27 protein-coding genes are annotated in these 20,920 nt (G+C 71.8%); 10 read left to right on the top strand and 17 right to left on the bottom strand.

Annotation, left to right across the window (positions count from 1 at the left end):
* Positions 1 to 2 precede the first annotated feature (2 nt).
* From KME79_RS14805 to KME79_RS14735, 15 genes are all read right to left on the bottom strand, one after another.
* Positions 3 to 653, bottom strand: a complete 651-nt coding sequence (locus KME79_RS14805) for a PIG-L deacetylase family protein (RefSeq protein ID WP_219544894.1) — start codon at positions 651 to 653, stop codon at positions 3 to 5.
* Complete coding sequence (locus KME79_RS14800; protein WP_219544893.1) at positions 650 to 1,429, bottom strand: sugar phosphate nucleotidyltransferase; 780 nt, start codon at positions 1,427 to 1,429, stop codon at positions 650 to 652. Before KME79_RS14800 ends, KME79_RS14805 begins: the two co-directional genes overlap by 4 nt.
* Positions 1,426 to 2,628, bottom strand: a complete 1,203-nt coding sequence (locus KME79_RS14795; protein WP_219544892.1) for a class I SAM-dependent methyltransferase — start codon at positions 2,626 to 2,628, stop codon at positions 1,426 to 1,428. The genes KME79_RS14800 and KME79_RS14795 overlap by 4 nt, the downstream gene beginning before the upstream one ends.
* Entirely contained in the window at positions 2,625 to 3,206 is a 582-nt protein-coding gene (locus KME79_RS14790; protein WP_148036434.1) for a dTDP-4-dehydrorhamnose 3,5-epimerase family protein, read from the bottom strand. Before KME79_RS14790 ends, KME79_RS14795 begins: the two co-directional genes overlap by 4 nt.
* On the bottom strand, positions 3,203 to 4,075 hold the full coding sequence (rfbD, locus tag KME79_RS14785) for a dTDP-4-dehydrorhamnose reductase (RefSeq protein WP_219544891.1): 873 nt from the start codon (positions 4,073 to 4,075) through the stop codon (positions 3,203 to 3,205). Before rfbD ends, KME79_RS14790 begins: the two co-directional genes overlap by 4 nt.
* Positions 4,072 to 5,001, bottom strand: a complete 930-nt coding sequence (rfbB, locus tag KME79_RS14780; protein WP_219544890.1) for a dTDP-glucose 4,6-dehydratase — start codon at positions 4,999 to 5,001, stop codon at positions 4,072 to 4,074. The genes rfbD and rfbB overlap by 4 nt, the downstream gene beginning before the upstream one ends.
* The gene (locus KME79_RS14775) at positions 4,998 to 6,065 is read right to left on the bottom strand and encodes a glucose-1-phosphate thymidylyltransferase (protein WP_219544889.1); all 1,068 of its coding nucleotides are present in this window, start codon (positions 6,063 to 6,065) and stop codon (positions 4,998 to 5,000) included. Before KME79_RS14775 ends, rfbB begins: the two co-directional genes overlap by 4 nt.
* 2 nt (positions 6,066 to 6,067) lie before the next feature.
* On the bottom strand, positions 6,068 to 7,522 hold the full coding sequence (locus KME79_RS14770; RefSeq protein WP_219544888.1) for a sugar transferase: 1,455 nt from the start codon (positions 7,520 to 7,522) through the stop codon (positions 6,068 to 6,070).
* A gap of 271 nt (positions 7,523 to 7,793) precedes the next feature.
* Positions 7,794 to 8,144, bottom strand: coding sequence for a hypothetical protein (locus KME79_RS14765; RefSeq protein WP_219544887.1), 351 nt, complete (start codon positions 8,142 to 8,144; stop codon positions 7,794 to 7,796).
* A gap of 63 nt (positions 8,145 to 8,207) precedes the next feature.
* On the bottom strand, positions 8,208 to 8,828 hold the full coding sequence (locus KME79_RS14760; RefSeq protein ID WP_219544886.1) for a GntR family transcriptional regulator: 621 nt from the start codon (positions 8,826 to 8,828) through the stop codon (positions 8,208 to 8,210).
* Between the two features lie 10 nt (positions 8,829 to 8,838).
* Positions 8,839 to 9,726: a DMT family transporter gene (locus KME79_RS14755; RefSeq protein WP_219544885.1), complete on the bottom strand. Its 888-nt coding sequence runs from the start codon at positions 9,724 to 9,726 to the stop codon at positions 8,839 to 8,841.
* A 19-nt stretch (positions 9,727 to 9,745) separates the two neighbouring features.
* Positions 9,746 to 10,141 (bottom strand): hypothetical protein, encoded by a 396-nt coding sequence (locus KME79_RS14750; RefSeq protein ID WP_219544884.1) that lies wholly within the window; start codon positions 10,139 to 10,141, stop codon positions 9,746 to 9,748.
* Between the two features lie 193 nt (positions 10,142 to 10,334).
* A complete protein-coding gene (locus tag KME79_RS14745) occupies positions 10,335 to 10,829 on the bottom strand; it encodes a GNAT family N-acetyltransferase (protein ID WP_219544883.1) in 495 nt (164 codons plus the stop codon).
* A complete protein-coding gene (locus KME79_RS14740; protein WP_148036424.1) occupies positions 10,829 to 11,185 on the bottom strand; it encodes an MmcQ/YjbR family DNA-binding protein in 357 nt (118 codons plus the stop codon). The genes KME79_RS14745 and KME79_RS14740 overlap by 1 nt, the downstream gene beginning before the upstream one ends.
* A 58-nt stretch (positions 11,186 to 11,243) precedes the next feature.
* Positions 11,244 to 11,735, bottom strand: a complete 492-nt coding sequence (locus KME79_RS14735; RefSeq protein WP_219544882.1) for a DUF2867 domain-containing protein — start codon at positions 11,733 to 11,735, stop codon at positions 11,244 to 11,246.
* A gap of 56 nt (positions 11,736 to 11,791) precedes the next feature.
* Here KME79_RS14735 and KME79_RS14730 point away from each other — a divergent pair, with 56 nt between their 5' ends.
* From KME79_RS14730 to KME79_RS14700, 7 genes are all read left to right on the top strand, one after another.
* The gene (locus tag KME79_RS14730) at positions 11,792 to 12,370 is read left to right on the top strand and encodes a TetR/AcrR family transcriptional regulator (protein ID WP_219544881.1); all 579 of its coding nucleotides are present in this window, start codon (positions 11,792 to 11,794) and stop codon (positions 12,368 to 12,370) included.
* Positions 12,371 to 12,425: 55 nt separating this feature from the next.
* Entirely contained in the window at positions 12,426 to 12,818 is a 393-nt protein-coding gene (locus tag KME79_RS14725; protein WP_219544880.1) for a hypothetical protein, read from the top strand.
* Positions 12,819 to 13,075: 257 nt separating this feature from the next.
* A complete protein-coding gene (locus tag KME79_RS14720) occupies positions 13,076 to 14,614 on the top strand; it encodes a sensor histidine kinase (protein WP_219544879.1) in 1,539 nt (512 codons plus the stop codon).
* A gap of 82 nt (positions 14,615 to 14,696) precedes the next feature.
* Positions 14,697 to 15,125 (top strand): roadblock/LC7 domain-containing protein, encoded by a 429-nt coding sequence (locus KME79_RS14715; RefSeq protein ID WP_148036419.1) that lies wholly within the window; start codon positions 14,697 to 14,699, stop codon positions 15,123 to 15,125.
* Positions 15,122 to 15,478: a DUF742 domain-containing protein gene (locus KME79_RS14710; protein ID WP_219544878.1), complete on the top strand. Its 357-nt coding sequence runs from the start codon at positions 15,122 to 15,124 to the stop codon at positions 15,476 to 15,478. Before KME79_RS14715 ends, KME79_RS14710 begins: the two co-directional genes overlap by 4 nt.
* A gap of 46 nt (positions 15,479 to 15,524) precedes the next feature.
* Positions 15,525 to 16,049 carry a GTP-binding protein gene (locus tag KME79_RS14705; protein ID WP_219544936.1) on the top strand — a complete coding sequence of 175 codons (525 nt, stop codon included), beginning with the start codon at positions 15,525 to 15,527 and terminating at the stop codon, positions 16,047 to 16,049.
* Between the two features lie 10 nt (positions 16,050 to 16,059).
* Complete coding sequence (locus KME79_RS14700) at positions 16,060 to 17,277, top strand: cytochrome P450 family protein (RefSeq protein WP_308248916.1); 1,218 nt, start codon at positions 16,060 to 16,062, stop codon at positions 17,275 to 17,277.
* On the opposite strand, the gene KME79_RS14695 is transcribed toward KME79_RS14700, so the two are convergent.
* Complete coding sequence (locus tag KME79_RS14695) at positions 17,255 to 17,464, bottom strand: hypothetical protein (RefSeq protein ID WP_219544877.1); 210 nt, start codon at positions 17,462 to 17,464, stop codon at positions 17,255 to 17,257. The genes KME79_RS14700 and KME79_RS14695 overlap by 23 nt on opposite strands.
* A gap of 322 nt (positions 17,465 to 17,786) precedes the next feature.
* Between KME79_RS14695 and KME79_RS14690 the strand changes: the two genes are divergently transcribed.
* The 3 genes from KME79_RS14690 to KME79_RS14680 are packed head-to-tail and all read left to right on the top strand — an operon-like array spanning position 17,787 to position 20,267.
* Positions 17,787 to 18,725, top strand: coding sequence for an ABC transporter ATP-binding protein (locus KME79_RS14690; protein WP_219544876.1), 939 nt, complete (start codon positions 17,787 to 17,789; stop codon positions 18,723 to 18,725).
* Positions 18,722 to 19,477: an ABC transporter permease gene (locus tag KME79_RS14685; RefSeq protein ID WP_219544875.1), complete on the top strand. Its 756-nt coding sequence runs from the start codon at positions 18,722 to 18,724 to the stop codon at positions 19,475 to 19,477. Before KME79_RS14690 ends, KME79_RS14685 begins: the two co-directional genes overlap by 4 nt.
* Positions 19,470 to 20,267 (top strand): ABC transporter permease, encoded by a 798-nt coding sequence (locus KME79_RS14680; RefSeq protein WP_219544874.1) that lies wholly within the window; start codon positions 19,470 to 19,472, stop codon positions 20,265 to 20,267. The genes KME79_RS14685 and KME79_RS14680 overlap by 8 nt, the downstream gene beginning before the upstream one ends.
* On the opposite strand, the gene KME79_RS14675 is transcribed toward KME79_RS14680, so the two are convergent.
* Positions 20,239 to 20,877, bottom strand: a complete 639-nt coding sequence (locus KME79_RS14675; protein WP_219544873.1) for a TetR/AcrR family transcriptional regulator — start codon at positions 20,875 to 20,877, stop codon at positions 20,239 to 20,241. The two genes, KME79_RS14680 and KME79_RS14675, sit on opposite strands and share 29 nt — an antisense overlap.
* Positions 20,878 to 20,920 lie beyond the last annotated feature (43 nt).

Raw genomic sequence — 20,920 nt, 5'->3', positions numbered from 1 at the left:
GATCAGCCTCCAGCGAGGTCGAGAGTGAGTTTGCGCAGGTAGAAGGCCTCGGCGTAGCGCGTCTGGCATTCGATCCCGCGGATCCTGGCCAGCCCGGTGAACGCCTCCCTGTCGAACCAGGAGCGGCGGCGCTGCGACGGGTAGTGCTCCCACAGCAGGGCGACCTTGGCCTCGGCGACCGCCGGCATGAGCGGCTGGTAGGCGTTCGGGCGGCCGAGGTCGCCGTCCCACTTGACGATCTCGTACCCGAGCACCAGGTGGTCGCGGAACGCGGTGGTCACCAGCTCCGCCAGCCCCCGGTGGTCCTGGTGGGCGTCGCCGGGGTGCGGCGCGAGTATCAGGTCGGGCGAGATCCTGACGTGCAGGTCCTCCACCGCCCGCTTGGCCTCGTCCCAGTGCGCGGGCAGCCGCCCGTCGGGCATCTTGCCGACCGTCACGCGCAGGTCGGCGCCGGGGCAGAAGGCCGCGAGCGCGTCGCGTTCCTCGCTCTCGCGCTCGGTGCCGCCGCCCGACAGCACCAGCGCCTCCACCCTGATCCCCGGACGGGCGGCGCAGAGCGTCAGCAGCGTGCCGCCGGCGCCGATGGCGACGTCGTCGCAGTGCGCGCCGAGTACGGCGATCCGGCGCAGCTCGCCGGGCACCAGGTCGATCATGCGGCGGGCTCCCAGACGGCCCACGGCCGGTCGCCGCGGGCGTAGGCGCGGTCCAGCTCGACGCGCTGGTTGACGGTGTCGGTGGGCCGCCAGTAGCCGCGGTACGGGTACGCGAGCAGCCGGCCGCGCTTGGCCAGCTCCCGGCAGCCGTCGACGAGCAGGTCACCGCCCTCCGGGATGTGGTCGAAGATCTCCTGGCGCAGGACGAAGTAGCCGCCGTTCACCCATAACGGCATCTCGGTGACGGCGGTGATCTGCCCGACCAGGCCGCCCTCCTCGACCTCCACGCAGTGGAAAGTGCCGGGCGGCGGCACCACCATCAGCGAGGCGCCCGCGCCCGACCGGGCGAACCGGTCGATCATGTCGGGCAGCGGCGCGTCGCTCAGCACGTCGGCGTAGTTGGCCAGGAACATCTCGTCCCCGCCGAGATGCTCGCGGACCCGGCGCAGCCGCTCGCCGATGGACGACTCGACGCCGGTGTGCACGAACGAGATCGTCCAGTCGGAGATGTCGTTGGCCAGCAGCTCCACCCGGCCCTGCCGGAGCACGAAGTCGTTGGACGCCGTCTCCTCGTAATGGAGGAAGAAGTCCTTGATCTGGTGGGCCCCGTAGCCGAGGCAGAGCACGAACTCCTTGTGCCCCCAGTGCGCGTAGTAGCGCATCACGTGCCAGATCAGCGGTCTCGGGCCGACGAGCTGCATGGGCTTGGGCGCGTCCCCGGGTGCGCCGGTGCGCATCCGCGTGCCGTACCCGCCGCAGAAGAGGACGACCTTCACACGACCTCCAACTCGGGGATGGGGAAGACCAGCCGGCCGCCCCAGTCGTGGACATAGGAGAGCTGCCCGATCAGCTCGTCCCGCAGGTTCCAGGGCAGGACGAGCACGTAGTCGGGCCGGTCGGCGGCGATCCTGCCGGGCTCGAAGACCGGGATGCGCGCGCCGGGGGTGAACTTGCCGTGCTTGTACGGGTTGCGATCCACCGTGTAGGCGAGCAGGTCGGGCCGGACGCCGCAGTGGTTGAGCAGCGTGTTGCCCTTGCCGGGCGCTCCGTAGCCGACCACGATCTTGCCGGCCTCGGCCGCGCCGACGAGGAAGCCGAGCAGGTCGCGCCGGACCTTGGCGACCCGGGCCGCGAAGCCCAGGTAGCCGGACAGGTCGTGCAGCCCGGCGGCCTTCTCCAGGGCCAGCGCGTCGCGCACCCGCTGCCCCGGCGTGCCCTCCGGCCGCGCCCAGAGCCGGATCGAGCCGCCGTGGGTGGGCAGCAGCTCGACGTCCACCAGCGTCAGCCCGCCGCTCGCCAGCGCCCGCTGGGCCGAGGCGACCGTGTAGTACTGGAAGTGCTCGTGGTAGATCGTGTCGTACTGGTTGCGCTCGATCAGCGTGAGCAGGTGCTGCACCTCGATCGACACCCACCCGTCGTCGGCGACGAGCGTGCGCAGCCCCTCGGTGAAGCCGACGACGTCGGGGATGTGCGCGTACACGTTGTTCGCCACCACGTGGTCGGCCCTGCCGTGCTCCCGTACGACCGCCCTGGCTGTCTCGGGGGTGAGGAACGCGGTCACCGTGGGCACGCCGGCCCGGCGGGCGGCCTCGCCCACGTTCACCGACGGCTCGATGCCCAGGCAGCGCACGCCCCGCTCGACCACGTGCCGCAGCAGGTAGCCGTCGTTGCTGGCCACCTCCACCACGAACGCGCCCGGCCGCAGCGGCAGCCCGGCCACGAACGCGCGCGCGTGCTCCACCCACGACGTCGAGTAGGAGGAGAAGTAGGCGTAGTCGGTGAACGTCTCCTCCGGCGTGATCAGCGGCGGCAGCTGCGTCAGCCAGCACGCGGTGCACACCCGCAGGTGCAGCGGGTAGGTGACCTCGGGCTCGTCGAGCTGCGCGGCGGTGAGTATCCGCTCGCACGGCGGGGTGGCCCCCAGGTCCACCACCGAGGCCAGGTCACCGGCCCCGCAGAGGCGGCAGGTCGTCATGCCATCGCTCCCTTGTAGAACTCCCGGCACCGCTCGTACGAGGGCAGCAGCCCGGCGTCGAGCGCCTCCTTCAGCGAGGGCGCGGCCGCGTCCTTCTCCGACAGCACCGGCTCCAGCTCGGCGGGCCAGGCGATGCCGAGGTCCGGGTCGAGCGGGTGCACGCCGTGCTCCCTGGCCGGGGTGTACGGAGCCGTGCACAGGTAGACGACGGTCGCCCGATCGCTCAGCGTGATGAAACCGTGGCCGAGCCCCTCCGCGATCAGCGTCGCGGTGCGCTCCTCGTCGTCCAGCACGACCGTCTCCCACCGGCCGAACGTGGGCGAGCCCGCGCGCAGGTCCACCACCACGTCCAGGATCGCGCCGGACACGCACATCACGTACTTCGCCTGCCCCGGCGGCACGTCCGCGAAGTGCAACCCCCGCAGCACCCCGCGCCGCGAGACGGAACAGTTGACCTGGGCGAGCTCGAACGCCCGGGGCAGCAGATCCGCGCGCAGGGCCTCCGCGAACGCGCCCCGGGTGTCGTGATGCACGACCGGAGTGTGCAGCCAGGCGCCGTCGATGCCGAGAGGCTTCACCAGCCCACCTTCCCGACCGCCTGCCCGGCGTGCGGCGCCCTCCCGGTCAGCACCGGCCAGGCGGCGTGCAGGGCGTCCCGCCAGTGCCGGATCGGCTCGCCTCTCGTGACGGCGAGCAGGCTGGTGGCGGGGCGCCGGGCCGGGCGGGGGAAGTCCGTCGAAGGCACCGGCCGGACCCGGTCCGGGTCCTCGCCCAGCAGGGCGAACACCTCCCTGGCCAGCCCGTACCAGGTGGTCTCGCCGGCGCTGACCGCGTGGTAGACCCCCGGCGGCAGGTCAGACTGGGCCAGCCGGACCAGGTGGTCGGCCAGGTCGGCGGACCACGTGGGCTGGCCGCGCTGGTCGTCCACGACGTCCACGACGGGGCGGGTGGCCGCCAGCCGCGTCATCGTGCGGACGAAGTTCGGCCCGCCCGCGCCGTAGAGCCAGGCCGTGCGGACCACGTACTGCCCGTGCTCCAGCGCCGCCCGCTCACCCGCCAGCTTCGTCCGGCCGTAGGCGTTGACCGGCGAGGGCTCCGCGTCCTCCGGGTACGGCCCGGCGGCCGTGCCGTCGAAGACGTAGTCCGTCGACAGGTGCACCAGCCGCGCCCCGGCCCGCTCGCAGACCCGGGCCAGCGTGCGCACCGCCGTGCCGTTGACCTCCATGGCCTCGGTCTCGCGCGTCTCGGCCAGGTCGACCGCCGTCCAGCCGGCGCAGTTGACCACCACTCTCGGCCGGTAGGCGCCGACGAAGTCGCGCACCGCGCGGGCGTCGCACAGGTCCAGCTCGTCGCGGCCGAGCGCGAGCACCGGCTCCCCCGTCACGGCGATCCGGTGCAGCACGTCGGCGGCCAGCATGCCCCGGCCGCCGGTGACCAGCCATCTCATAAGCCGGCCCACCAGTCGCGGTTGGCCGCGTACCAGCGGACGGTCTCCTTCAGCCCCTGCTCGAACGGGATCCGCGGCCGGTAGCCGAGCCCGCGCAGCTTCCCGTCGTCCAGCGAGTACCGCCGGTCGTGCCCCTTGCGGTCCTCGACGTGTTCCACCATGTCCCACCCCTTGCCGCACGCCTCCAGGAGGCGGCCGGTCAGCTCCCTGTTCGTCAGCTCGGCGGTGCCCGCGATGTGGTAGACCTCGCCCGGCTCGCCCACCTCGGCCACCAGGCGGATGCCCGCGCAGTGGTCCTCGACGTGGATCCAGTCGCGCACGTTCCCGCCGTCGCCGTAGAGCGGCACCTTCCGGCCGCGCATCAGGTTCGTCACGAAGAGCGGGATGACCTTCTCCGGGTACTGGCGCGGGCCGTAGTTGTTGCCGCACCGGGTGATCGACACGTTCAGCCCGTACGTGATCGCGTACGACCGGGCGATGAGGTCGCCGCCCGCCTTCGACGCGGCGTAGGGCGAACGCGGTCGCAGCGGCGCGTCCTCCGTCCACGATCCCTCGTCGATCGTCCCGTACACCTCGTCGGTGGAGACCTGCACCACCCGCGGCACCCCCGCGTCCAGGCACGCCTGCAGCAGCGTCTGCGTGCCGAGCACGTTCGTGCGGACGAACTCGGCCGCGCCGTCGATCGACCGGTCGACGTGCGACTCGGCCGCGAAGTTGACCACCAGGTCGTGGCCCGGCACCACCTCGGCCAGCAGGCCCGCGTCGCAGACGTCGCCGTGCACGAACGTGTGCGCGGCGCCGTCCAGGTTGGCGCGGTTTCCCGCGTACGTGAGCTTGTCCAGCACCGTCACGTCGGCGCCGGCGAGCCCGTGGACGAAGTGCGAGCCGATGAACCCCGCACCGCCGGTCACCAGGATCCTCTTCATGAACTGATCTGTACCTTGCTGTGATCGCCCAGCACGAGCCGGTGGGCCCTCGGCGTGTCGGGCGCCCGGGTGACCTCGACGTCGTGCCCGATGAGCGACTGCTCGATCCGGCCCACCCCGTCGATCGACGCCCTCGGCATCAGGATCGAGTACTCGACCTCGCTGCGCGTGACCGCGCAGCCCGCCCCGATCGAGGTGTACGGGCCCACGTACGAGTCGCGGACGACCGCGCCCGCCCCGACGATCGCCGGGCCGACCAGCCGCGAGCGCTCCACGACGGCGCCCGCCTCGACCCGCACCCGGCCGATCAGCTCGCTGGCGGCGTCGACCCGGCCGTACGTCCCCGCGTCGAGCCACTCCAGCACGAGCCGGTTGACCTCCAGCATGTCGGCGACGTTGCCGGTGTCCTTCCAGTAGCCGGTGATCACCGACGACTCCACCCGCATCCCGGCTTCCAGGAGCCACTGGATCGCGTCGGTGATCTCCAGCTCGCCCCGCCACGACGGCTTCAGCTCGGCCACCGCCGCGTGCACGGCCGGGCTGAACAGGTAGACGCCGACCAGCGCGAGGTTGCTCTTCGGGGACGCCGGTTTCTCTTCCAGGCCGACGACCCGCCCGGCCGCGTCCAACTCGGCGACCCCGAACTGCCTCGGGTCGCCGACCCGGGTGAGCATGATCTGCGCCGCCGGCCGCTCACTGGCGAAGCGCTCCACCAGGCCGGTGATGCCGCCCACGACGAAGTTGTCGCCCAGGTACATGACGAAGTCGTCGTCGCCCAGGTAGTCGCGGGCGATCAGCACGCCGTGCGCCAGCCCGAGCGGCGCCTCCTGGCGCAGGTAGGTGACCTCCAGCCCGAAGGCGGAGCCGTCGCCGACGGCCGCCTCGATCTCCGCCCAGGTGTCGCCCACCACGAGCCCCGCCTCGCGGATCCCGGCGGCGGCGATCGCCTCCAGCCCGTAGAACAGCACCGGTTTGTTCGCGACCGGCACGAGCTGCTTGGCCGAGGTGTGCGTGATCGGCCTCAGCCGTGTGCCCGACCCCCCGGCGAGCACGAGTGCTTTCACCGTCAGTACGCCCCTTCTCCACGCGCCACCACGGACCAGGTCTTCCACAGGATCTGCAGGTCGAGCACGAGCGACCAGTTCTCCACGTACCGCAGATCGAGCCGGACCGACTCCTCCCAGGTCAGGTCGGAGCGGCCGCTGACCTGCCAGAGTCCGGTCAGGCCCGGCTTGACGACGAGGCGGCGGCGCACGTCGGCGCCGTACTGGGCGACCTCCTCGCGCAGCGGCGGCCGCGGGCCCACCAGCGACATCTCGCCGCGCACCACGTTGAGCAGCTGCGGCAGCTCGTCCAGTGAGTAGCGGCGCAGGAAAGCGCCGATCCCGGTGATCCTTGGATCGTTCCGCATCTTGAACAGCACGCTGTCGAACTCGTTCGCGCCGGCCAGCCCGTCCTTGAGCCGCTCCGCGTCCGTGACCATGGTCCGGAACTTGACCAGCCGGAACTCCTTGCCGCGCCGGCCCACCCTGGTCTGGTGGAAGAGCGCCGGTCCGGCGCTCGTGACCCGGATCAGCACCGCGATGGCGAGCAGCGGCAGGGCCAGCACGAGCAGCGCCGCCACCGCGACCAGCCGGTCGAACACGCTCTTGACGAACTGTCTCGCCCCGTCGAACTCGGGGTGCTCCACGTGCAGCAGCGGCATCCCGGCGACCGGGCGGATGCTGATCCGCGGCCCGGCCACGTCGAGCAGCGCCGGGGCGACGAACAGGTCGGTGCGTGAGGTCTCCAGGCTCCACGCCAGCCGGCGCAGCGCCGCCCCGTCCAGTTCGGGGCAGGCGAGCACGGCGACCGCGTCCGCCCCGGTGCGCGTCACCACGTCGGCGACGTCCGCGAACGTGCCCAGGATCGGGATCCCGTCCAGGTCGTCGTCCTGCCGCTCGGCCGGCAGGCAGGCGCCCACGACCCGCATCCCGTGGTACGGCTGCCGGCGGAACTGCATCACCAGGTCGAGGATCGACTCCCGGTGGCCGACCGCGATGACCTCGCGCATGTACTCGCCCACCGCTCTCCTGCGGTGCAGGCGTTTACGCATCCGGTAGCGGAAGCAGAGCGTGGCGATCAGCGCCAGCGGCAGCATCGCCAGCACGAAGCTGCGCGCGATCACCGTCTGCGTGGCGTAGGCGCCGATGGCCACGGCCGCCATCAGCCCGACGCCGCCGTTGAGCACCGCCTTGAACTCGTCCGTCCCTTCCCCGTTGGCCCGCTGCCGGTAGGCGCCGCCGAGCGCGAGCGCGACCGGCCAGGCGGCGACCAGCCCGACGCCGAGGAGGAACTCCTCCGCCGGGATGTAGACGCCGTTGAGCAACCGGATGCCGAGCACCACCGCGCAGGCCAGCAGCACGCAGGCGGTGTCCCCGGATAACAGGAGCCGCAGGTAAGCGCGCGTCCAGATGCTCGACGCATGGCGTGGTACGGCTTCGAGGAGCACGACAGCGGACTCCCCAGTCCCCACCCTCATAGCACCACCCAGAATCTTCGTACACCGCGTAACACCAGATGTTCCTTGACTGTTTTCACGGGTCCGGGAAGTCCCATGATTATCAAGGGCGGCGGCCCCCACTAAAGAGTAAAGATCAACCCAGTGATGGGGAATATCGCGATATGTCCACAATCGGACGAAGGTCAGCGGCCGTCAGGGCTTGACGGAACGATCCACAAGTGATCTCTTGAGGGTGGTAAATCATGGCATTACGGCCATATTCCTGCGGAATTACGGCGCGGCAAAACCGCTAGTCGTATTCCAGATCCGGCAATGCGGACGGCGGATCGGGGCTCCGCCACACGACCACAACCCCGTCGTGCTGCGCGTCGCTCGCCATCGTCAACCGGTCGAGGTCGAAATCGGGCAGGTAACGTAACCGGGCGAGAAATGTCGCGTCCGTCGCCGAACGCGGCACCACGCATCCCTCGCCGTCGCGGTCGAGAAGAACGTAAAGGACGTCGGAGTCCGTCTCGGTGACCACACGGACCTCCACCACGTCCTCCCACGCGAGGGCCTCGACGCTCCCGTCGGCGTAGTGACGGGTGACGCCCTCTTCCGTGACGTACACGTAGGAGTCCGGCATCGGATTGCCGTGCATGGCCGCGATTCTTGCGAGTTCGGGGGCTGTCCCGCAAGGGTTCGCGCGTACCGGGCCGCCTGCTCAGGCACCCCAGGTATGGGAGAGGTGCGCCGCCACGGCCGCGCGGGCGGCGTCGGCCGGGCCGGTCGCGATGGCGTCGAGCAGCTCGCGGTGCTCGCGCACCAGCACGTCCCTGTCTTCGTAGACCCGGCGCAGCCGCACCAGCCCGAGCCGGGTCTCGGCCGCCAGCGCGCCGTAGAGCCGCACCAGCCGGGGGCTGCCCACCGCCTCGATCAGCGCCTCGTGCAGCGCCATGTGCTCCGCCACCGACTCCGACCACGGCGCGCCGGGGTCGAGCGCGGCCATCCTGCCGAGCGCCGCGTCGGCCTCGGCCACCCGCCGCCCGGCCAGCGCATCCGCCATCAGGCCCTCCAGCGGCCGTCGCACGAACATCAGGTCGTCCAGATCGGCCGGCGTCACCTCGGGGACGTAGGCGCTGCGGTTGCGCTCCCGCCGGAGCAGCCCTTCGTGGACCAGCCGGGCCAGCGCCTCGCGCACCGTCGGCCGCGCCACCCCGTAGGCGGCGGCGATCTCCTGCTCGGGCAGCGGCGTGCCGGGCTCGATCTCGCCGGACAGCACACGGCCGCGCAGCGCGTCGACGAGCGCGCCGACGGCGGAGACGGGTCTGATCGGGGTCCGCACGGGTGCGACTCTAACGCCCCGCCGGGGCCTCCGACCCCTCTCGTACGATCACCCGCCGCCTCTCCGGCAGGGCCACCGCCACCAGGCTGATCGCCAGCAGGGCCAGCCCCGCCACCGAGACCGGGGCCAGCCGCTCGCCCAGCACCACGAGGCCGAGCAGCGCCGCCACCGCAGGCTCGGCCAGCGCCAGCGTGGCGGCCGTGGCCACCGGCGTGGTCCGCAGCCCTCTCCCGTACAGGAAGTAGGACAGCGCGGTCGTCCCCACCCCCAGATAGAGGGCGGCGAGCAGGCCGCGGGGCTCACCGAGCCAGCCCACGCCCTGCCAGAGCAGGACCGGCAGCATGATCACCGCGGCCCCGCCGAACAGCACCCCCATGACCGCGTTCGACTCCGCGCCCGCACTGATCGCGCCGGCCGCGCTGACCGCGTAGAACGCGTAGAGCAGTCCGCCGAGCAGCGCCAGCAGCACCCCGGACACGACCTGACCGCCAGCCTCGGCCCCGCCGCCGACGATCAGCGCGACGCATCCGGCCACGGCCGCGGCGGTGGCCGCCGCCCAGCGCGGGCTGGGCCGCTGCCGGTGCAGCGCCCAGGAGAGCAGCCCGGTGAAGACGGGCCCGCTGCCGATCGCCACCACCGTGCCGATCGCCACGCCGGTGCGCGCGACGGCGGCGAAGAAGCAGAGCTGGTAGGCGGCCACGGCCACGGCGGCCAGCAGCAGCCCCGGGCGGAGCGCCGTCCTGAGCCCGGACCGGGCGAGCAGCGCCAGCGCGGCCCCGCCGATGACCAGCCGGGCGGCGGCCAGGGCGACGGAGTCGGCCGAGACGAGCAGGCCCGCGGTGCCGGCGGTCCCCCAGAGCACGGCGGCCGCGACGACGGAGAGCGGGCCATTCTTCATGCCAGACATTGTCTGACAACTATACAATTTCGTCCAACAGGTTATCGAGGAGCGCCCCGGCCCGCTCCCCCACCTCGGCCGCGTACTCGTCCAGCAGCGCCAGCGCCCCGCGCACCTCGGGGACATGTCTGGCGGGCAGCTCGACCAGCGCCTCGTCCTCCACGGTCACGCCGCCCTCGACGCGGAACCCGTTCCCCGACGCCGCGACGAGCACGGCGAACGTCACCTCGCGCCCGTCGGGCAACATGAAGGCGGCGCCGGTGCGCACGCCGGCGGGCGGCACCACATAGGAGAAGGGACGGCCGCGCACGAACGGATGCCGTAACTCGGACAGGATCCCCGCCGCCCGGCCCAGGGCCGCCAGCAGGGCGGCCGCGGCCAGGCTCTCGCCGTCCACCCGCCCAGCGTAGATCACCCGCCATCCCCATGACCACCCAGGCCCCTACGTGACCGACCGGATCGGAGTGGACACACCCAAACCCTCACGGGCCGACACGGATCAGGGGGGACGCACCCAGCCCTACGGGGCCGACCTGAATCGGGGTGGACGAAGGCGCGGGGCGGCCATGGCCGATCCCACGGGGTCGGTGGGTGTGGTGGGGCGGGGGTCAGGCGGGTGGGTCGGTGGCGAGGCGGGTGTGGCGTTCGATGTCGTGGCGGGCCCCGTCGTGGTGGAGCTTGCCGCGTTCGACGCCCTGCGGGAGGAAGCCCGCCTTGACCGCGACCCGGCACGAGGCGGGGTTGTCGAGGCGGTGGCCCAGCTCCAGCCGGTGCAGGCCGCGCTCGCCGAACGCCCAGCGCGCCAGCTCGTCGGTGGCCGAAGCCGCGATCCCGCGCCCGCGCGCCTCGGGGACCGTCCAGTAGGAGACCCAGCCGGTGTCGTGGTGGTCGATCCGGGTCACCGCGACGTTGCCGACGACCCGCCCGTCGAGGGTGACGGCGAAGGCGTGGCCGGCGCCCTCCCAGGAGGCGATCCATCCCACCGCGTCCTGCGGCGTGACGACGGGCCACGAGCTCTGCCGCCTCAGGTCGGGCGCCCGGAAGGCACGCAGCACGACCGGAGCGTCATCCTCCCGCCACTTCCGCAGTCTGATCTGTGCCATTAACCGCCTATTTTATGGGCGGCCTCGAACGCGGTGACGAGCTGCTTCGGCGCGGTCAGGCACCACGCCTCGGCGGTCAGCTCGAACAGCTCGTCGTAGTCGATCTTGTCGAGGTGGACCACGACCCACCCGAACCGCCCCGCGGTGAACTGCACCTCGAACACCTCGGGCCGCTCGGCCACCAGCGCCAGCTGCTCCTCGATCGTCGACTTGAGCCCGACGGTCTCGGTGTCCTCCCACAGGTAACCGAAGCCCTTGCCCCGCACCTTGATCGCGACCCAGCCGGGCCCGTCGCTCGTGCGCACTTCGGGCAGGCTCTTCAGCAGTTCGAGAAACTCGTCGACGCTCACACCCATGGGTCCCTGTGTACCAAACGCCCCCGACATTTCCCGCCGGTGACCCCGAGCCAAGCGGTCAGGGGGTGGTCGCCGAGGCGGCGAGGCCCGCGCGTGCCATGCCGCGAATCACCACGTAGTGGACGGGCCGGATCACCGTGAGGTAGATCCGGCCGGTCCACCCGTGGCAGCGCGCCACGGTGATCATGCGGAACCTGGTCCGTCCGCCGCCCGCGTCGTCGGCGACGATCGCCAGGAAGGCCGCGAGGTGCGAGTCGCTCGCCTCCAGCACCAGCTCACGGCCTTCCTCGCCGCCGACCACGGTGAAGAACCCGATCCTGCGCCCCGGCGTGAACGGGATCTCCTCGGGTCGCATCCCGCCCGATCCGGGCCGCACGTCGGGGTGTGCCGTGCGGAGCAGCCGCGCGAACACCGACCGCGCCCTGAAGAGCCCGCGCACCCACCACGGCTCCCAGCCCAGCGCCCCGGCGGCGAACGCGCGCAACCCGCCCCCTCCTTCGACGGCGACCTCGTCCACGAAGTCGGCCCGTTCCATGAGCGTCGACAGCATGCGCCCTCCTTTTTAGAGACTTCTCTCTACAATAACGCGCGGCTACGCTCGACGCCATGGGACGACCGCCTCGCCACGACGTGGACCGGCTGCTGGACGCCGCAGCCGAGCTGGTGACGACCGGCGGCCCCGGCGCCGTCACCATGACCGCCGTGGCCCGCGCCGCCGGCGCCCCGAGCGGCTCGGTCTACCACCGATTCCCCGGCCGCCCCGCCCTCCTGGCGGCGCTCTGGCTGCGCACGGTCGGCCGCTTCCAGCGGGGATTCCTCGACGCACTCGACACCGACCCGCCCGCGCAGGCCGCCCCCGCCGCGGCGCGCCACGTGATCGCCTGGTCCCGCGCCCACCCGCACGAGGCCCGCGTCCTGCTGTACGGACCGGCCGACTTCGACCACCCGCACTGGCCCGGGGAGGCCCGCGCCCAGCTCGCCGCCGCGAACGGCCGGGTCACCGCCGCCCTGCACGCCCTGGCCGCCCGCCTGGGCAGGAGCTCCCCGTACGACCTCGAACGCCTGACGCTGGCGGCCGTCGACATCCCCTACGCCACCGTCCGCCGCCACCAGTCCGCCGGCACCCCGCTCCCCGCCTACGCCGAGGACCTGGTGACCAGTTGCGCCATCGCGGTGGCGGGCTGAAAATATAGAGAAGGATCGCTATTTCGCTCGGGAACCCCCGTCTACAGTGATCAGCATGACCGACGCCAAGTCCACGGGCTGGCCGTTCACCGTGCAGGCCGCGTATGTCGGGTTGACGCTCCAGATGGCGTTCGGGTTGATCGGGCTGGCCGTGGGCTTCGGCGGGGCGCTGGCCATGATGCTCCCTCAGTTCTGGGGCCTCGTCGCCGTGGCGGCGGTGCTCCTGGGGCTGACCGGGTGGGTGATGGCGCGGTTCCCCAGGCGGGAGCGGCGGGTGCGATGGGGCGCGGCGGCGCTCCAGGCGGTCCTGATCGCGGGCTGGCTGGTGGTGGAGTGGGCCGATGCCAAGCTCGGCACCCTGTCGTTCCTGTCGTTGAACGTGCTCATCCCCACGTTCGTCGTCGCCATGCTGTTCACGCCCGCCGCCGCGCGCTGGTTCGACCGCTGACCGCTAGGAAAGTCATTGGCCCGATATCTCAACTTTTGAGTTGACTACTGGTGGGTTGAAGTGAAGCGGGCGTTTTGCCTGTTGTCTCTGATACTCGTGGTGCTACGGTAAGCGCCTGTTCCCGTTCGCACTCTGTCACGGAGCGGTAACAGTAAGCCTCTGCTGCACGGGGAGCAGCAGTACCGACCCCCCGAGGACCGCGGATGCCAGCAGACGTACCTCTTCGAACGCGACGCGATCTTGCCCCGCGAGAGCTCATGGTGGTCACCGCCCTGGGCACCATGGTCGTGGCGGCCTGCCTGTGGCTGTGGGCCGTGTTCGCCACGCCGGCCGACGCCCGCGGGGTGATGGCGATCACCGGCGGGCTCTGCGCGGTGCTGCTGACCGCCGCCGCCGCCGTCATCGCCCACCATGTCGCCACCGGCCGCCGGCTGCGCGAGCAGGCCAGGGCCGCCGCCGCCCGGGTCGCCCGGCTGGAGCGCGAGATCGCCCGGGTGGCCGAGGACACGCTGCCGGCGCTCGGCCGCCAGATGCGCGGCGGCGGGTCCGTCCCCGACGCGCTCTCCCGCCTGCCGCAGCCTCCCGATGGACCGTTGCAACAGCTGCTGAAGGCCACCGCGAACGAGCTCGACGGGCTCGAACGCGAGCGGGCCATCGCGCACGCGTCCCGCTCGGCCACCGAGTCGGAGATCGTCACGCTCACCCGCGACACGCTGCCCGAGCTGGTCAGGCAGATCCAGGTGGAGCGCAAGCCGGTCACCTCCGCGCTCGCCGAGGTGCGCCAGCCCGTGCACGCGCCGCTGCGCGACCTGCTCGCCGAGACGGCCCAGCAGCTCTCCGAGGGCGACCGCAGGGGCGCCGCCGTGATGGCCGCCTGCGCCGGGGCCGCGGCCCGGGTGCAGGCCCAGGCCACCAGCCTGCTGGCGCAGCTGCGCGACCTGGAGGAGCAGTACGGCGACCAGGAGGAGGTCTTCGCCGACCTGCTCGACCTGGACCACCGCGTCTCCCAGCTCGGCCGGCTGGCCGACAACATCGCCCTGCTCAGCGGCGGCCGCTCCGGCCGCAGGTGGACCCGGCCGATCGTGATGGAGAGCGTCCTGCGCGGCGCGATGGGCCGCATCAGCGCCTACCAGCGCGTCCGCGTCCACTCCACCAGCACGGCCGCCGTGGTCGGGTACGCCGCCGAAGGCGTGATGCACGCGCTGGCCGAGCTCATGGACAACGCCGCCACCTTCTCCGCGCACGGCACCGAGGTGCACGTGTACGTGGACGAGGAGGACGCCGGCATGGTGGTCACGATCGAGGACAGCGGCCTCGGCATGCGGCCCCGCGAGCGCCAGCACGCCGCCAAGCTCGTCTCCGAGCCGCTCGACCTGCGCACGCTGTCCGGCACCCGGCTGGGCCTGGCCGTGGTGGGCCGGCTGGTCGACAAGTACGGCCTCACGGTCAGCTTCCGTCCGTCGGCCAGAGGCGGCACCGGTGTCGTGATGCTGATCCCCCGCGTGCTCATCACCCAGCCCAGGACCGCCCCCGAGCCGCCGGCCGCGATCGAGCGGCAGGCCCGCCCCGCCCTGGTGGCCGCGGCCGTGCCCGCCCAGGCCGCGCCCGCCGAGGAGGCCGAGGAGTCGCTGCCGCGGCGGCGGCGCGGCCAGACGCTCGCCGAGGCCACCGGGTCGCGACCGGCGACGGCGGTCAAGCCGCAACGCGACGGGCGCGAGGCGGCGGCCAGGTTCGCCGCGTTCCGCCAGGCGGGCGGTCGCGGGCGTCCCGCCGATCCGGCCTCCGGCGACTCCTAGACCCCGGGCGCAGCGAGCACCGGACCACTTGGATCTCAGATAGGAGGCAGGGGCCGCCCCCGGGCGGACGCCCCGCGTTTCGATGAGCACTATCGACGCATCGCGTACCACGGATCGCACCATTGACGGGCTGCTGGAGAGCCTCAAGGACCGGACCCCCGGCATCAGGTACGTCCTGGTCCTGACCAGGGACGGGCTCAAGATGAGCTACAGCAGCGGCCTCACCAGGGACAGGGCCGACCAGCTCTCGGCGCTGTCCGCCGGGATCCAGAGCCTGTCGCTGAGCGCCTCGGCCGAGTTCGGCGACGCGATCGGCGCCGGGCAGGCGATGGTGGAGTTCGCCGGTGGGCTGCTGCTCATCGTGCCCGCCGGAGAGGGCGCCCACCTGGCGGTGGTCGCCGAGGAGGACGGCGAGGTCGGGCTGATCGCGCACAACATGAACGAGCTGGTCGAGCAGATCGGGGTGTACCTCACCGCGGCGCCCAGACCGGCCGAGGGCGACGCCTCGTGAACCGGCGCCCGATCGACCGGGAGAGCCCGGACCGCCTCTACACGGTCACCGGGGGCCGCACCCGCGCCGACGAGACCGCGTTCGACTCGGTCTCGCTCATCGTCAGCGAGTGCGAGCCGGTCCCGGGCATGCAGTCGGAGCATGTCAAGATCCTCCAGCTGGCCCGCCGCCCGACGGCCGTGGTGGAGATCTCCGCGGAGCTGCGGCTGCCGGTCAGCGTGGTGAAGATCCTGCTGCGCGACCTGCTCGACACGGGCCGCATCACCGTACGCCATCCCTCCGCCGGCGCCACGGCGGGCAAGCCGGATCCGGACATCCTGAGGCAGGTGCTCGTTGCGCTCAACGACCTCTGACGAGACCCCCGTGCGGACGCCGCTGCGCGACTCCGCCGCGGACGCGATGAAGATCGTGGTCGTGGGCGGGTTCGGCGTGGGCAAGACCACCATGGTGGGCTCCGTGAGCGAGATCCGCCCGCTGAGCACCGAAGAGGTGATGACCGAGGCGAGCGTGGGCATCGACGACGCGAGCCGGGTCCGCACCAAGACCACCACCACCGTGGCCTTCGACTTCGGGCGCATCACGGTCAGCGACAGCACCGTGCTCTACCTGTTCGGGGCGCCCGGCCAGGAGCGGTTCTGGTTCGTCTGGGACCAGCTGTTCGCCGGCAGCCTGGGGGCGGTCGTGCTGGTCGACACCCGCCGCCTGGAGGACTCGTTCTACTCGATCGACCGGCTGGAACACCACGACATGCCGTTCGTGGTCGCGGTCAACCGCTTCGCGGGCGGCCCGTCGCTGGACGCCGTGCGCGAGGCGCTGGACCTGTCGCCCGGCATCCCGCTGGTCGACTGCGACGCGCGGGAGCGGCAGTCGTGCAAGCACGTGCTGATCACGCTCGTCGAGCATCTCACCCGCCTGTACGTCTGAGAGGGCAGCCGTGACGAACCCCGGACATCCCGAGCACGCCGGCGCCGTCCGGCTGTACGAGCCGGAGGTCCTCGACGACCCGGCCGCGTTCCTGGAGGAGCTGCGCCGCAAGCACGGCCCGGTCGTGCCGGTGCTGCTCGACGCCGACCTGCCCGCCTGGCTCGTCCTCGGCTACCGCGAGCTGCACCACGTGACGAGCCAGCCGCAGTTGTTCGCCCGTGACCCGCGCCGCTGGAACCAGCACGACCTGGTGCCGCCGGACTGGCCGGCCCGGCCGCACGTCACGTACCAGCCGTCGGTGGTGTTCACGGAGGGCGAGGAGCGGCGGCGGCGCGGCGGCGCCATCGGCGACGCGCTGGACGAGATCGACCGCATCGAGCTGACCCAGCTCTGCGAGAAGGTCGCCGACGCCGCCATCGACCTGTTCTCCGGCGACGGCCAGGCCGACCTGGTCCCCCAGTACGCCCACCGGATGCCGGCCCAGGTCATCGCCCGGCTGTTCGGGCTGCCGGAGCCGGACGTCGGCACCCTGCTGCGCGCCATCTTCCAGGCCATGAACGACCCGGCGAGCCGCGACGAGGCGGAGATGCAGGTCGGCGAGCTCATGGGCCGCCTGGTCGCCGGCAAGCGCGCCCGGCCGGGCCACGACCTCGCCTCCCGGCTGGTGACGCATGACGCCCGGCTCACCGATCCCGAGGTCGTCTACGACATGCTGTCGCTGCTGATCGCCTCGCAGGACAACTGCGCCGGCTGGATCGGCAACACGCTGCGCCTGATGCTCGTGGACGACCACTTCCAGATGGACCTGCAGGGCGGCAGGAGCAGCGTGGCCGAGGCGCTCAACCAGGTGCTGTGGAAGGACCCGCCGGCCCAGAACCTGCCGTCACGCTACGCCGCGCAGGACTGCGAGCTGGCCGGCCACCGCATCCGGCGCGGCGACATGATCGTGATCAGCCTGGTCGGCGCGAACGCCGACCCGCAGGTGCAGCAGGGTCACACCGCGGCCAACCGGGCGCACATGGCGTTCGGCCACGGCGAGTACGGCTGCCCCTTCCCCGCCCCCGAACTCGCGGAGATCATCTCCAAGACGGCCATCGAGGTCCTCCTGGACCGCCTGCCGGACGTGCACCTGGCGGTCGCGCCTGAGGAGCTGCGCTGGCGCCGCAACATCTGGAACCGCATGCTGTCGGCCCTCCCGGTCGCCTTCACCCCCACCATGGGCAGGTGAGCAGCCGGTGACTCTCCTGGACGCCTATCCCGCGCACGCCGGCGCCGTGCGGATGTACGGTCCGGAGGCCGTCGAGGACCCGGCCGCGTTCTTCGAGGAGCTGCGCCGCGAGCACGGCCCGGTCGTGCCGGTGCTGCTCGACGCCGATCTGCCCGCCTGGCTCGTCCTCGGCTACCGGGAGCTGCACCACGTCACCGGCCAGAGCGGGCTGTTCGGCCGCGACCCCAGGCGCTGGAACCTGCGCGAACACGTCCCGCCGGACTGGCCGTCGCTGCCGTACGTGCTCTACCAGCCGTCGCTGGTGTGCAGCGAGGGCGAGGAGCGGCGGCGCCGTCGGCGACGGCCGGGCCGACCTGATCGCCCAGTACGCCCAGCGAACTGCGGTGGCGCCGCACCCTGTGGATCCGCGCCCTGGAGTCGCTGCCCGTCGCCTTCACCCCGGTGGCGCGTCGCCGATGAAGTCCTGAAAACAACTTGCAGCACTCGACCCGTACCGAAAAGATTCCGTCATGATCCGGGTCGATGGGTTAACCAAGGTCTTCCGCCGCCCGCGTACCTTCTCCGGGCCCTTCGGGGCGCTGCGCACCCTCGTGACCCGCCAGTACGAGGAGAAGACCGCCGTCGACGACGTCAGCTTCGACATCGGCGAGGGCGAGGTCATCGGCTACCTCGGGCCCAACGGCGCCGGCAAGTCGACCACCATCAAGATCCTCACCGGCATCCTCACCCCCACCGCCGGCACCGTGCGGGTCAACGGGCTGGTGCCGTGGCGCGACCGGTCAGCCAACGCCCGCCGGGTCGGCGTCGTCTTCGGCCAGCGCAGCCAATTATGGTGGGACCTCCCCCTGATCGAGTCCCTGCGCCTGGTGGGCTCGCTCTACGACATGCCCGCGGCACGCTTCGAGGCCTCGCTGAAGAAGCTGCGTGACCTGCTCGGGCTGGACGAGTTCCTCGACACCCCGGTCCGCCAGCTCAGCCTGGGCCAGCGGATGCGCGGCGACCTGGCCGCGGCCGTGCTGTACGAGCCGCCGCTGCTCTACCTCGACGAGCCGACCGTCGGGCTCGACGTGCTGGCCAAGGAGGCGGTGCGCGAGTTCATCGTGGAGACCAACCGGACCGGGCGCACCACCGTCATCCTGACCACGCACGACCTGGCCGACGTCGAGGCGCTGTGCAAGCGGATCATCCTCATCGACCACGGCAAGGTGCTCTTCGACGGCCCGATCGACGCGCTGGTGGACCAGCCCAGGCGGCTGGTGGTGCTGCTGGAGTCCGCGCCCGAGGAGGTGCGCGGGGTGTCGCGCGACGACCAGGGCCGCCACGTCTTCGACATCCACGGCGACCTGCCCGCCATGATCGCCTCGATCTCCGCCGAGCACACGATCCGCGACCTGTCGATCGAGGAACCGGACCTGGAGAGCGTGATCAAAGGGATCTACGCCCGATGACCCGCGTCGGCTTCCTCTTCGCCCTGGCCTACCGCAGCTCCATCGTCATGACCTGCGTGACGCTGGTCGCCCAGGTGTTCCTGCTGCGCATGATCTGGACCGCGGTCTACGGGTCGCGGGCCGAGGCCGCGGGGCTCACCCTCGAAGCCCTGCTCGCCTACCTCACCCTGGCCAACCTGCAGTCCTTCGCCACCCAGACCCTCGTCTCCCGCGTCATCCACCACCGCATCCGCAGCGGGACGGTCTTCTTCGACCTGGCCCGGCCGATCGGTTACCTACGGCAGATGGCCGCCTTCCAGGCCGGCAACACCGCGGGCAGCCTGCTGCTGCTCGCCCCGGTCGTCCCGGTGGTGCTGCTGGTCGGGTCGATCACGGCGCCGGTCAACGGGCCCGGCTACGTGGTCACGCTGGTGCTCGGGTACGTGATCGCCGTGCAACTGGCGCTGCTGATCAGCCTTCTGGGCTTCTGGATGCTGGAGATCGGCGCGGTCTCGCTGCTCTACCAGCTGGTCAGCCAGTTCTTCGCGGGGACGATGGTGCCGCTCGCCTTCTTCCCCGGCTTCCTGGGCACGCTGGCCGAGGTGCTGCCGTTCAAGTACATGGGGTACGTTCCCGCGGCGATCTACGTCGGCCACATCTCCGACATCTCCGGACCTCTGCTGGTCGAGCTCGCCTGGGTCGCAGGGCTGTGGGCCCTGCTCGCGCTCGCCTGGTCACGCACGCATCGGAGGGTGGTGATCCAGGGTGGCTGAGGTCGTCCGCGCCCTGCGCCTGTACGTCCTGCTCCAGCGCGCCTCCGCCCGCGGCGCCATGCAGTACCGCCTCAACACCGCGATCGGCGTCCTCAGCGGCGCGATCTGGCAGGGCACCGGGTTCGCCTTCATCTGGGTGGTGATGCACACCTTTCCCTCGCTCGCGGGCTGGGGCCTGGCGGAGATCGCCTTCCTGTACGGCATGCGCCTGACGGCCCACGCCCTGGCGATGATCCCCATGATGAGCGTGCACGACATCCACTGGGTGGTGCGCAACGGGGAGTTCGACCGCTTCCTGCTGCGCCCGCTGAACCCGCTCGTCCAGCTCATGGGCAACCGGATGGGCCTGGCCCAGTTCGGCGACCTGCTGGTGGGCGTGGCGCTGCTCGCCGTCGCCTCCCAGAACGCCCAGGTCGACTGGAGCCTCAGCCTGGTCGCCTTCTGCGCCCTGGCGATCGTCGGCGGCGCGCTCATCGAGGCCGCCTTCTTCCTGGCGCTCTGCTCGCTGTCGCTGCGCATGATCGACACCTTCGCCCTGCGGGTCTTCCTGGACGACGTCTTCAGCAAGTTCGGCTCGTACCCGATGAAGATCTTCGGCGGCGTGACCGAGTGGCTGCTCACCTACGTGCTGCCGGTCGCCTTCGTGGCCTACATCCCGTCGAGCGTCGTGCTGGGCAAGCTCGACACCCCCTGGGCCCTGGCCGCCCCGCTGCTGGGCGTGATCCTGGTCTGGCCGGCCTACCTCATCTGGCGCCGCCAGCTCACCCACTACCAGAGCGTGGGCCACTGAGCGGTTCGGGGTGGTCGCCGGCGGGTGTGCTCCAGATGGCGCGCAGGGGGCGCATGCCCTCCTCGACGTAGTCGGCGATGGGGCGGTCGCCGCCGTCGAGGTACCACTGCTCCAGTGCGGCGAAGTAGCCGAAGGCGAGGGCGTTCGCGATCACGCGGGCCTGCGTTTCGCTGACCTCTCCGGTGGCCGCGATCAGCGGTGAGATCCGCCCGCCTGCGCGGTCGAGCGTGGCGCAGACGGCCATGCGCACCGACGGCTCGGCGAAGAAGTAGCGGACCCTGCGCCACGGGCCTCTCCCGGTCTGCGGGCCTTCGCCCGGACCGGGGCTGGATTCGTAGGCGCGGACGGCGCGGACCAGGCTGCCGACGGGGTCGGCGGGGTCGAGGAGGCTTTCGAGCGTCTCCGGGCTCATGTGGTCGAACTCGTCGGCGACCACGATGCCTTCCTTGGTGCCGAAGATGCGGTAGACCGACGACGGCGAGACCTCCGCCGCCGCCGCGATCTCCTCGATCGTGACCGCGCCGAACCCTCGCTCGTCGAACAGGTCGAGGGCGCGCTCCTGGATGGCGCGCATGGCCTTGAGCCGCCAGCGCTCACGAAGTCCGCTCATGCCTCACCGTACCAGAAAGTCACTTTCTCAAGCATGCGGCTGT

Source organism: Nonomuraea harbinensis (genome assembly GCF_019396385.1).
Classification (GTDB): Bacteria; Actinomycetota; Actinomycetes; order Streptosporangiales; family Streptosporangiaceae; genus Nonomuraea; species Nonomuraea ferruginea.
The sequence above is the reverse complement of the archived record's forward strand: the minus strand, read 5'-3'. Positions and strand labels throughout refer to the sequence as shown.